Consider the following 12,061-nt stretch of genomic DNA (forward strand, 5'->3'; position numbering starts at 1 on the left):
TCGCCGGCATCGGCCGGCAACGACGAAGCTAGGCAGCCCCGGTTGGCAGACAGTTCGGTCCCGGTATGGAAACGGCGAATTCGCAGGTGGAGAAGGAGTTGCGCGCACCTTCCCGCAATGCGGTGAAGGCGCGGCGCCGTCCCGGCGTGGAACGAGATGTCACGGAATGGCACGCCCTTGTTCGGGGGCCATTTCAGCTCGAGAACGGGACCTGGATGAACGATGGGGGCGGGCCGCGTGACACGCGCGCCCACGAGAACGCACGTGAGGTGGACGACTCGCGGTTACTGCAGGACATCCTGCGGGCCGTAATGGCGCGCGAAGACGCGGGCCACACCTGGAAAGTCGAAACCCGGGAGCCCTGGTGTGTCGTGACGCCACCGGAAGGCCGCATGCGCGACCAGGGCTGGAAGTTGCACGTCTCGGCGACGCAACTGTCGGCGCCGGTCGTGCTGAGCCGTGTCGCCGAGGTGCTCGTCCGCGGCGGCTGCGCGTTCAAGTTCGCACGCGGGCTGCGGGAGCTCGGCCGGCTGCTCGACGGCGACTGCGACCGCGGCAGCGGCGGGAAGTTCGTCACGGCATACCCGGCTGACGACGAGCGGTTCCGTGAGCTCGCGACGGAGCTGGACCGGGTGACCGACGGGCTGCCCGGGCCGGTGATCCTCTCCGATCGGCGACTGCGCCCGGGGAGCCTGGTCCACTACCGCTTCGGGGTCTTCGGCGCCTCTCCGGTGCTCTCCAACGACGGCGGCTTCGAGTCCATGCTCACCGCGCCGGACGGCAGGCGTCAGAAGGACGAACGGCTCGCCTGGTTCAGCCCGCCGTCCTGGGCGCCGGCACCACCACTGCAGAAAGCGCTGCAGGAAGCACCGGCCGAAGCGCTGCCGGAAGCACCGGCACCGCTGGTGGCTTCCGGGACCGCCGAGCCGGGAGCCGTCCTTCTCGGTGGCCGGTTCCTCGTCCGCGAAGCCATCCGGCAGTCCTATCGGGGCGGTGTCTACCGGGCCGCCGACCAGCACACCGGGGCCGAGGTCGTCGTCAAGCAGGCTCGGCCACACGTCCTGGGCTCGCTGACCGGGCGGGACGCCCGGGACGCGTTGCGTCACGAGGCGAAGATCATGGACCTGCTCGGCCCGCTGGGATTGACTCCACGCAAGGTGGCGTTGTTCACCCACCAGGAGAACGTGTTCCTGGCCGAGGAATCCGTGCCGGGCGTCACGCTTCGCCAGTGGGCCTCGGAACGCGCCGTCACCGAATGGCGGGGCCAGGGGGCACCACCGGCCGAGGCCGTCGACAAGGCCGTCCAGCTGGCGGACATCATGACGGCGGTCCACGACCAGGGCCTCGTGCTGCGCGACTTCACCCCGAACAATCTCATGGTCACGCCGGACGGCCGGCTGCGGCTGATCGACCTGGAGCATGTGGTCCCGGCCGGTTCCAGGGTGGCCCGCGCCTACACCACGGCCTACGCGGGCCGGGAGCAGACGTCCGCGCCCTGGTTCGGGCCGGCGCCGTCACCGCGGTCGGATCTGTTCAGCCTGGGCGCCACCGTTTTCTATCTGGTGACCGGCATCGATCCGCTGCTGCCCGCCGACGAGCCCCGTCCGGGGACCGCCGGGCGGCCGGACGAGGAGCGGCTGGAGGCTCTCGTCACCGCCATCGCATCCCGCATGCCGGCGCTGCGGTCGCTCTCCCCCTTGGTACGGGGACTGATGCGGGACGACCCGGAGGAAAGGTGGAGTCTGAAGCAGACGCGGGACTTCCTGGCCGCCGCGGGCCGCCCCGGGAGGCGGCGAACCGAAGGGCCGCCGATCACGATGAAGCGCACGCTGCGCGACGCGACGACGGACACGCTGCGGGAAGCAGTCGGGGACGTCATGAAGGAGCGCCTCCTCGCCGACGGGCTCAGGCACGTCCTGCGCACGATGACCCCCGAGGGGCCGCGGCTGTGGAAGGCCGGGGCGTTCGGCGACACCACCGATCCCTGCAACGTCCAACACGGCGCGGGCGGGGTGCTGGCCGTACTGACCAGATCCGCGCAGGTCCTCGGCGGCGACCCGCACGGCATCCCGCACCGTGACCGGCACGGGGACCTGCGCGGTGACCTGCACGGGGACCTGCGCGGTGATGACCTGGGGGCTGAACTGCGCGAGGGCGTGGCGGCGGTGGCGGGCTGGATCGGAGGGCGGCTCTTCGACATTCCGCGCGTCCTCCCCGGGCTCTACTTCGGCAGATCGGGTACGGCATGGGCGCTCCATGACGCGGCACGGTTCCTGGGGGACGACCACATGGCCGCGCGAGCCGTCGAGCTGGCCAAGCGTGTTCCCGTGGAATGGCCCAACCCGGACATCTGCCACGGCGCGGCGGGCGCGGGCATGGCCCAGCTTCACCTGTGGACGTCGACCGGCGATCCGGAGCCGGCGCGCCGCGCCGTCCTCGCCGCCGACTGCGTGCTGAATGCGGCGCGCGAGCGCGACGGCCACCTGATGTGGCCCATACCCGCGACATTCGACTCGAGCCTGGCGGGGCTGACCCACTACGGGTTCGCGCACGGCGTGGCCGGAGCCGGGACCTTCCTGCTGTACGCCGGGCTCGCGACCGGCCGGCCCGAGTATCTGCGGGCCGCCCACCGCGCGGGGGAAACGCTGGAGGCGGTGGCCGACGTCGAGGACGGCGCGGCCTGGTGGCCGAGCGGCGAAGCCGGCGAACCCTCCCGCAGCCGGTTGAGGCACTGGTGCAGCGGCTCCTCAGGGGTCGGCACGTTCCTCATCCGCCTGTGGCGGGCCACCGGGGAGCGCCGCTTCCGGGACCTCGCCGAAGCGGCCGCCGTGGCGATCCGCCGGGACCGGTGGTACTCGTCCGTCAGCGCCTGCCACGGGCTGGCCGGGGACGGGGAGTTCCTGCTGGACCTCGCCGGTTTCACCGGCGACCGGCGCTACCGCGACTGGGCGGAGGAGCTCGCCACGGTGATGTACGCCCGTCATGCCGTCCGGGACGGGCTCCTGGTGCTGCCCGACGAATCCGGCATGCACGTCCACGTGGGCTACAACACCGGGCTCAGCGGCGCGCTGGGGTTCCTCCTCCGGCTGCGCCACGGAGGGCCTCGCTGGTGGATGCCCGACGAACTGCTGGCCCAGGAGGGACGTGCCCACACCGACCGCCGTCGGCCGGCGGCGGTGATGGCCTCATGAGGTCTTCACCGCGGACCGGCATCCGGCACTCAACGACCGACCCAACGGGGCACGAGGAGGTGCAGAACAGTGGAGATTGACATCAGCGCATTGGAGCTCCTTCCCGCGAGGGCGGCAGGCCGCGTGCCGTGCAATCCCACGGGGAGCAGTTGCAGCTGGTCCTGCACATACAGCTGTGGCGATTCCTGTCAGGTGACCGAATGACCGTCGCCGGCGCTGTGGCTCAGCCATTTCATCGAATCAACACCCGAATCGCGGAAATCGACATCGCCCTGCTGGATCTGTTGCCCGCACAGCTCATTGAGCCGAAGCAGTGCGGCACGGAGAGCACATGTTCCGGGACCTGTACGAACACCTGTAAGAATTCGTGCAGGATAACGAACAGGTGAAAAGGCGGCGGCCCGGTCAGCTCTGGCCGGGCCGCCGCGCCCCGCCGAGCACGCCGAGCATGGTGAGCAGCGGGTCGTGGGCCGGGTCGGGGATGCGCTCGGCCACCAGCCAGCACAGCTCGCAGATGCTGGTGAACCGCCGGTCCGCGAGGTCGGCGAGGCGCGGGTCGGCGGTGATCGGCCCGGGTCCCACCGTGGCCACGACGGAGAACATGGCGTGATGCCGCAACTCCTTGAGGGCTTCCGCCGTCTCGGGCGCGTCACCGCACGTGCGGCGGAACTCGGCGGGTCCTCGGCCCATGACGACGGCCTCGTTGCAGCAGGCGGCCACGACGCCGTCGTAGCGGACGACCGGGCTGCGCGCGACGCGGCACGGGCCGAAGTCCTTGCCCGCGACGAGGGGCCTGGGCGCGACCAGACCGGCCGCGCGGCCGTACGGCAGCAGCCCGACCCTGTTGAGCTCCGCGGCCTCCGGCCAGCACGGCCCGAGCGCCTGCTCGAGTAGACCCACGGCGCGGTCGACGGCGTCCTGGTCGTCGACCACTTGGACGACGAGGGGCGTTCCCTCGTCCGCTATGGCGCGAGCGGCGTTCGCGAAACGCTCGTCGGCCAGCCGGGCCTGGTGGAAGGCGTCGGTGCTGAGGAACACGCACGAGCAGGCGCGCAGCACTCGACGGACCCAGCCGGAGGTTCGATTGCCCCAGAACCCGCTGGTGTACACGACGAGATGCTTACCGGCGGCGGTTATCCGGTCGGCCGCGAGCGTGAGCGCACGCCGCTCGGCGAACGGCTCCCCGCCCGATACGCCGATGAGGCGCGGTTCGCCGGCGCATAGAGCGTCCAGGACGCCCTCGAACAGCGTGAAGTCGGTCACGCGCGGACTGTCCGGGCGCGAGTCGACCGAGCAGTGACCACAGCCGACCGGGCAGCGGTCGGTGATGAACAGCAAGGCGCTGGCCCCGGGCGTGTCCCGGGCGGCCTCGACGTCCGCGAGCCTCAGGCGGGGCGAGGTCGCGGCCTCGCCGCACGGAAACGGCAGGCGGGGCGTCGGCGCGGCATCGCGGTACGACAGGCGGGGCGTCGGCGCGGCATCGCGGTACGACAGGCGGGGCGTCGGCGTGGTCATCGGCCCAGGCCCACGAGCTCGCCGTACCGGGCGGAGCCGTAGCGGCGGGCGAATCCGGCGGCCCCCTCGGCGACTTGGCGGCGGGTGGCATCCGCGTCCAGGAGCGAGAAGACGGGGCGGGTCGCGACCGCCTCGGCGCGCGGGTCGTCGGAGAGGAGCCGGCAGGTCTCGCAGTAGCCGCCGCCCTCGGGGACGCCGCCCATCGAGGCGACGTACTGCGGACCCACCGCTCTGATCGCTCTCAGCAGCGGCCTGCTGAGGCAGCGTTCCCTGATCTCCGGCCAGCCGTCCCGGGCCGCGTGCCCCAGGGTCAGATGCGGTACGGCCTCGCCCCGATCCGCCACGTCCTGGTTGCAGCAGGCGACCACCGTGCCGTCGAAGGTCACCACGGGCCAGGCGGCCATCGTGCACGGCGCGGGTGGAAGGGCGATCGGCCGGTGCGTGAGGACTCTGCGCCGTTCCTCCGGCCAGTCCCCCAGCCAGCCGGCGGCCCTGCCGACCGGGCCGACGAGTCCGACGAGGACGGGAACCCGGTCGCCCAGCGTCTCGCGGATGTCTCCGACGGCTTCGGCCAGATACGGATCGTCGTCGCCCAGCCCGGTGAGCTGGACGCTGACGTCCTTGCCCTCCGCCCGCAGCGCGCCCAGCACCTCCAGGACCGCTCGACGGGGAACCTCCTCCTCGTGGAAGGCGTCGACGCTGGCGGCGAAGTGGTCGACCGCGTCGATGGCCTTCTTGATCGGGCCGGGGATCCGCCCGTCGCGGGCGAAGAACATACCCGAGAGCACGTACGACGCGGTTCCCGACTCCCGAGCCCTTGTGGCGATCCGCTCGACGAGCGAAGGCCGGAGCAGCGCCTCTCCACCGGACATCAGGACGAGACGGGGATGGGCGTCAGGGGTGAAGGACTCGACGAGGCGCGTGAAGAGGTCCGGTGAGTGCTCCTCGCTGCCGATGGCGGAGTTCGTCGAGCAGTGGCGGCACGACAGTGGGCACCGCCGGGTCAGGGACAGGAAGACCGCGGAGGCGGGGACGGGACGCAGGGCAAGGATGTCCAGAAGATGCACGTGTGTCCCCCGTCAGTGTGACGGCGTCCGCGCCGACACGGCAAGCCAGCGCGGAATCCGGTAGGAAGGCGACGGTCCGTCGGCAGAGGCGACCATCGCGACGTCCATGAGCTGGTCGATGATCCGCGCCGTCTCCCACGTGGACAGGCCCAGGAGCACGGCGCCTTCCTCAAGGGTGAACGGCTCCGAGCCGAGCTCGGTGAGCTGAAGAAACGCCGACCATGTGGACCGGTCCACTTCGTGGCGGTAGGTCGTGGCGGAGCCGGGCAGAACCAGGTCGCCCTCGCCGTACGTGAGTTCCTTCACCAGGACCTGGTCGTCGCTGATCCACTCGGCGTATCTGGCCAGCTCCAGGTGTCGTTGGACCGACAGACGAGCGCCGGCGATCCGGATCCCCAGCGGCAGCCCGCCGCAGGCTTCGACGATCCGCTCGGCGGCCCCTGGATCGGACTCCACCCGCCCGGAGCCGATGATCTTGCCCAGCAACTCGGCCGCCTCGGTGGCCGGCAACCCGCCCAGCTCCACGTGCCGGGCCGACTCCAGCGCGCTGAGCCGTCGCCAGCTCGTGATGATCACGCCGTTGGCGCCGGCCCCCGGGAGGAGTGGCCGTACGGCACGCTCGCTGGAGGCGTCGTCAAGCACCAGCAGCATGCGCCGGTCGGCCAGCCAGGACCGGTACAGAGCGGTCCTGCTCCCTTCGGCGGACGGTATTTCGCCGTTGTAACCGGTGGCGCCCAGCACCTCGGCCTGCACGCTGGAAAGAGGGCGCGCCTGGCCCCACATGTCCCGCAGCTTCACGAAGACCTGCCCGTCCGGGAAGCGCTCCCGCAGGCGGTGCGCCGCGTGCACCGCCAGCGCGGTCTTGCCGCTGCCGCTCAGCCCTGACACGACCACGATGGGACCCGACACCGTGCGCCCCACCCGCAGGGCCGACAGCACCTCGCGGACCTCGGCGCCGCGCCCGGTGAAGTCCGACAGGTCCCTCGGCAGCAGCGTCGGAGCGCCCGTCTCGCGGCTCGGAGGACTGATCGTCACCACGCCCTGGGGGGTGAGGGGAGCCGCCACCTTGGGATCCGCGGTGAGTATGCCCTGGTAGAGGCGTTCCAGGACGGGACTGGGGCGGAGGCCCAGGTCTCTGGAGAGCGTCTGACGCATGCTCTCGTAGGCGGCCAGCGCCTCCGCCTGCCTGCCGGATCGGTGCAGCGCCAGCATCTGGGCGCTGCGCAGGCGCTCACGCAACGGGTGGCTCTCCACCTCCCGCTGAATCGACGGCAACATGCCCACGTGGTCGCCCAGGGCCAGTGCGAGCTCCGCCCAGTCTTCGAAGGCGCTGATCCGGGTCTCCTCCAGCGCCGTCACCTCACTGGCGATGAGGGGCATCACCGTGAGGTCGGGCATCGGCGCGCCGCGCCACAGGCCGAGCGCGTCGCGCAGGGCCCGCGCCGCGGACGGCGACTCGCCTCGGCCGGCCGCGGCGCGAGCCGTCTCCAGCAACTTGGCGAAGCGAAGCAGGTCGAGCTCGTCCGGCCCCATGCGGAGCAGGTAGCCGGGCGGGCTGTGCACCAGGTGGCCGCGCATGGGCCCCAGAACGTCCCTGCGCACCGTGGCGATGTAGACCTGCAGGTTCTTGTGCGCCGTTCGCGGCGGCGCGTCGTCCCACACCGCCTCGCTGAGGGTGCTCACCGAAACCACGCGGTTCGCCCGGCACAGCAGCATCGCCAGCATCGCTCGCTGCTTGAACGGACCGAGTGCCACCGGCTGCTCCCCACGGCGCGCCTCCAGCGGCCCCAGCACGGCGAAGGTGGTGTCGTCTGCGGCCCCGGCGCTCGCCGCGGGGCCCGGTGCGTGCACGTTGGAAACCCCGTTCTTCCCCGTGAACTTTGTGGACAGCACTCTTACCGGATAGTTGGCAGAGGCAATCAACAAATTAAATTGATTTGACGCTATTCGTCAATCCAGTTGCGGTGCGTGCTCGGGACGTGCCCGTATGAAATCGCCGCCACTTTATCGAGCCCGTGAAATGGGAATTAACCGAAAACAAACCGCCGAGCGGCCCCACCGGCCTGCCCGTCCTCCGGCTCCGGCCGTGGCCGGTTCACACGCCGTCGTCCGGGTTTGTGATGGCACTATACACCAAACCAAGCGCTTGCTACGCTCCGGCCATGATATCCACGATCGTCTGGGGCACCGGCAACGTCGGCCGGGCGGCCATCCGGGCCGTCGAGGCCCACCCGGCGCTGGAGCTCACCGCCGTGCTGGTCCACAACCCTGACAAGGTCGGCCGTGACGCGGGCGATCTGGGCAGGCTCGGCTACGAGTTGGGTGTCGCGGCGACCGGCGACGTCGAGGCGGTGCTGGCCGCCGGTCCCCAGGCCGTGGTGTACGCGGCGTCCGGCGACATCCGCCCCGACGAGGCCCTCGCCGACATCATGAGGGCGATCCGGGCCGGAGCCGTGGTCGTCACCCCCTCGATCTACGCGCTGTACGACCAGCGCAACGCCCCACCGGAGCTGCGCGAACCGGTGCTGGCGGCCGTCGCGGACGGCGGCGGCTCGCTGTTCGTCTCCGGCGTCGACCCCGGCTGGGGCAACGACGTGCTGCCACTGCTGATCAGCGGCCTCGGCGCCACGGTCGACGTGGTCCGCTGCCAGGAGATCTTCGACTACTCCACCTACGACCAGCCCGACTCCGTCCGCTACCTGGTCGGCATGGGCCAGCCGATGGACTACGAGCCGCCGATGATCGCGCCGACGGTTCCGACGATGGTGTGGGGCGGACAGGTCCGGCTCATGGCCAGGGCCCTCGGCGTCGAGCTCGACGAGATCCGCGAGACCCTGGATCGGCGCCCTCTCGACTCCACGGTGAGCACTCAGGCGATGGGCGAGTTCGAGGCCGGCACCCAGGGCGCCGTGCGGTTCGAGGTGCAGGGCATCGTCGAGGGCGAACCCCGCATCGTCATCGAGCACGTCACCCGCATCCATCCGTCGTGCGCGCCGGACTGGCCGACGCCGCCCGACGGCGAAGGGGCACATCGGGTGATCATCGAGGGCCGTCCGCGGATCGAGGTCACGGTCGAGGCCACCGACGAGGGCGGCAACCGGTCCGCGGGCGGGAACGCCACCGCGGTCGGCCGGCTGGTGAGCGCCATCGACTGGCTCGTGGACGCGGAGCCCGGGCTCTACGACGCGCTCGACGTCCCCCTGCGCCCGGCGGTCGGCAAACTCGGAAGGAAACACCCGTGATCATCGACGTCCCCGAGGGCAAGGACGCGATCCAGTACGTCTGGGGCGAGATGGTCCCCGGCATCGGGATCGCCGCGTCCGGCTTCTCACTCGCGGTGTACGCCCACACGACCCTCGGACTCCGCGAGTTCGAGGCCGCTCGGCTGCGGATCGCCCAGATCAACGGGTGCGCCTTCTGCCTCGACTGGCGAACCGAACGGGACGGGCAGAAGGTCGAGGAGGAGTTCGCCGACGCGGTGACCCAGTGGCGCACGACAGACGCCTTCGACGACCGCACGCGGTTGGCCGCCGAGTATGCCGAGCGGTACGCCCTGGACCATCACGGCCTCGACGACGAGTTCTGGGCGCGGATGACCGCGCACTACAGCCAGCTCGAGATCGTGGAGCTGAGCATGAGCATCGGCTCCTGGCTGGCGTTCGGCCGGCTCAACCATGTGCTGGGCCTCGACACCGTCTGCGTGCTGCCCAGCGGTGCATCGCCCTCCGTCAGGCGGGCAGACGCGATCTGACCTGGGACTCCACCAGGCAGAGAACCACTTATCGGCATGTAGGGACTCACGGCGCGAGCAAATATAGAACATGTTCTCATTTCGCTGAGAAAGAGGAACGTCACATGAGTGACAGCGACCCCCGCATCGGCCCAGTCTCGCGTCGTCGATTCATCGTTGGAACCGGTTCCATCCTGGGAGCCGCCGCCCTGTCGGGTCGCGTGACCGCGGCCCGAGCCGCGGCCCTCCCCGCGGCCGCTCCTATCGCCGACGGGGCCCACGTCCCGGCCCTGGTGATCGGCACCGGATACGGCGGCTCCGTGGCCGCCCTGCGTCTCGCCGAGGCGGGCGTCGACGTGCAGATGATCGAGATGGGCATGGCCTGGGACACCCCCGGCTCCGACGGCAAGATCTTCTGCAACACGCGGGAGCCGGACTACCGGTCCTACTGGCTGCGCACCAGGACCAAGGCGCCCCTCAACTACTTCCTCGGCTTCCCGATCGACAGGAGCATCCCCCGCTACACCGGGATCCTGGACGCCGAGGAGTTCAGCGGCATCACGGTCTACCAGGGCCGGGGCGTCGGCGGCGGTTCGCTCGTCAACGGCGGCATGGCGGTCACCCCCAAGCGGGAGAACTTCGCCGCCATCCTCCCGTCCGTGAACGCCGACGAGATGTACGACACGTACTACCCGCGCGCACGGGCCGGGCTCGGGGTCGGCACCATCGACCCGGCCTGGTTCGATTCCACGGCCTGCTACCAGTACGCCCGGGTCGGCCGTAAGCAGGCGCAGCGCTCCGGCTTCCCGTTCGTCTTCGTGCCGGACGTGTACGACTGGGACTACATGAAGCAGGAGGCGGCCGGAACCGCCCCCCAGTCGGCGCTGGCCGGCGAGATCCTCTACGGCAACAACTACGGCAAGAAGTCACTGCAGAAGACCTACATCGCCCAGGCCAGGGCCACCGGCAGGGTCACCGTCTCGCCGCTGCACAAGGTCACCTCGGTCGCCCCGGCGGCCGGTGGCGGCTACACGGTCGTCATCGACCAGATCAACACCAACGGCGACACCACGGCCACCAAGACCGTGACCGCGGACAAGGTGCTCTTCGCCGCCGGCAGCGTCGGCACCAGCAAGCTGCTGGTCAAGCTGAAGGCCACCGGAGCGCTGCCCGGCCTGAACGACGAGGTGGGCAAGGGCTGGGGCGACAACGGCAACGTCATGTGCGGCCGCGCCAACCACCTGTGGGACCCGACCGGCTCGCTCCAGTCGGCCATTCCCTGCTGCGGCATCGACAACTGGGCCGCCGGTGGCGCGTTCGCCGAGGTCGCGCCGCTCCCCACCGGCATCGAGACCTACGCCTCCTTCTATCTGTCGATCACCAAGAACCCGAACCGCGCCCAGTTCACCTGGAACGCGGCGACGGGCCAGGTCGACCTGAGCTGGCAGACGTCCTGGAAGCAGCCGTCCATCGACATGGCGAAGAGCATCTTCGACAAGATCAACGCAAAGGAGGGGACGATCTACCGGACCGACCTCTTCGGCGTCTACAAGATCTGGGGCGATCACCTCACGTACCACCCGCTCGGCGGCGCGGTCCTGAACAAGGCCACCGACAACTACGGCCGTCTCGCCGGCTACCCCGGCCTGTACGTCATCGACGGCTCGCTGATCCCCGGCAACACCAGTGTGAACCCGTTCGTCACGATCACAGCGCTCGCCGAACGGAACATCGAGAAGATCATCGCCACCGACCTGTAGCGATCTCCCGATCTGACGGCCGGCCACGGACGCGCGTGGCCGGCCTTCCCTATGCGGCGACGCCCCGCCCGGTGGGCCATCCACACAGGGAGGACTAAGGAAATATTTGTAGCTCAGGTTTGTTGATAGCATCCGACATGGTGAAACGGTCTCCCGTCGGGTCCGTCCGCCATGCGAGAGCCGTACAACATCTGAGGAGAACGCGTCATGGCCAAGTTGGAAATCATCGTCGCCAGCACCCGGCCCGGCCGGGTCGGTCTCGCGATCGGGCAGTGGATCGAGGGAGAGGCGAAGGCGCACGGCGGCTTCTCGGAGGTCGAGCTCGTCGACCTGGCCGAGGTGAACCTGCCCTTCATGAACGAGCCCAACCACCCTCGGCTGGGGCAGTACACCCACCAGCACACCCGCGACTGGAGCGCCAAGATCGCCGGGGCGGACGCGTTCGTCTTCGTGATGCCGGAGTACAACCACGGGTACAACGCCGAGCTGAAGAACGCCATCGACTACCTGCACAACGAGTGGCAGTACAAGCCGGTCGGCCTCGTGAGCTACGGCGGAGTGGCCGCCGGCACGCGCGCCGCTCAGATGATCAAGCAGGTCCTGAACGTGCTCAAGATGACTCCTCTCACCGAGGCGGTGTCCATCCCCTTCGTCCGCCAGTTCGTCGACGACGAGGACCACGTCAGCCCGAACGACGTCATGACCACGTCGGCCAAGGCCATGTTCGACGAGCTGGTCCGGACGAGCGACGTCCTGCGCCCTCTGCGCGCGGAAGCGTACTCAACCGGGATGTGACAA

General features: G+C 70.1%; 8 protein-coding genes. 5 read left to right on the forward strand and 3 right to left on the reverse strand.

Annotated features, from left to right (window positions below; translation table 11 throughout):
• Positions 1–215: 215 nt before the first annotated feature.
• Entirely contained in the window at positions 216–3,191 is a 2,976-nt protein-coding gene (lanL, locus tag N5079_RS25645) for a class IV lanthionine synthetase LanL (RefSeq protein ID WP_261586625.1), read from the forward strand.
• A 405-nt stretch (positions 3,192–3,596) separates the two neighbouring features.
• Here lanL and N5079_RS25650 read toward each other — a convergent pair whose 3' ends face one another.
• The 3 genes from N5079_RS25650 to N5079_RS25660 are packed head-to-tail and all read right to left on the reverse strand — an operon-like array spanning position 3,597 to position 7,624.
• Positions 3,597–4,706 (reverse strand): radical SAM protein, encoded by a 1,110-nt coding sequence (locus N5079_RS25650; RefSeq protein ID WP_261586626.1) that lies wholly within the window; start codon positions 4,704–4,706, stop codon positions 3,597–3,599.
• Positions 4,703–5,773 (reverse strand): radical SAM protein, encoded by a 1,071-nt coding sequence (locus N5079_RS25655; RefSeq protein WP_261586627.1) that lies wholly within the window; start codon positions 5,771–5,773, stop codon positions 4,703–4,705. The genes N5079_RS25650 and N5079_RS25655 overlap by 4 nt, the downstream gene beginning before the upstream one ends.
• A 12-nt stretch (positions 5,774–5,785) precedes the next feature.
• Positions 5,786–7,624: an AfsR/SARP family transcriptional regulator gene (locus N5079_RS25660; protein ID WP_261586628.1), complete on the reverse strand. Its 1,839-nt coding sequence runs from the start codon at positions 7,622–7,624 to the stop codon at positions 5,786–5,788.
• Between the two features lie 311 nt (positions 7,625–7,935).
• Between N5079_RS25660 and N5079_RS25665 the strand changes: the two genes are divergently transcribed.
• From N5079_RS25665 to N5079_RS25680, 4 genes are all read left to right on the forward strand, one after another.
• Entirely contained in the window at positions 7,936–9,015 is a 1,080-nt protein-coding gene (locus N5079_RS25665) for a dihydrodipicolinate reductase (protein WP_261586629.1), read from the forward strand.
• Positions 9,012–9,524 carry a carboxymuconolactone decarboxylase family protein gene (locus N5079_RS25670; protein ID WP_261586631.1) on the forward strand — a complete coding sequence of 171 codons (513 nt, stop codon included), beginning with the start codon at positions 9,012–9,014 and terminating at the stop codon, positions 9,522–9,524. Before N5079_RS25665 ends, N5079_RS25670 begins: the two co-directional genes overlap by 4 nt.
• A gap of 104 nt (positions 9,525–9,628) precedes the next feature.
• Complete coding sequence (locus tag N5079_RS25675) at positions 9,629–11,263, forward strand: GMC oxidoreductase (RefSeq protein ID WP_261586632.1); 1,635 nt, start codon at positions 9,629–9,631, stop codon at positions 11,261–11,263.
• Between the two features lie 207 nt (positions 11,264–11,470).
• Positions 11,471–12,058: an NADPH-dependent FMN reductase gene (locus N5079_RS25680; protein ID WP_261586633.1), complete on the forward strand. Its 588-nt coding sequence runs from the start codon at positions 11,471–11,473 to the stop codon at positions 12,056–12,058.
• Positions 12,059–12,061 lie beyond the last annotated feature (3 nt).

The organism is Planotetraspora sp. A-T 1434 (assembly GCF_025420585.1).
In the GTDB taxonomy this organism is placed as follows: Bacteria; Actinomycetota; Actinomycetes; order Streptosporangiales; family Streptosporangiaceae; genus JAOEGB01.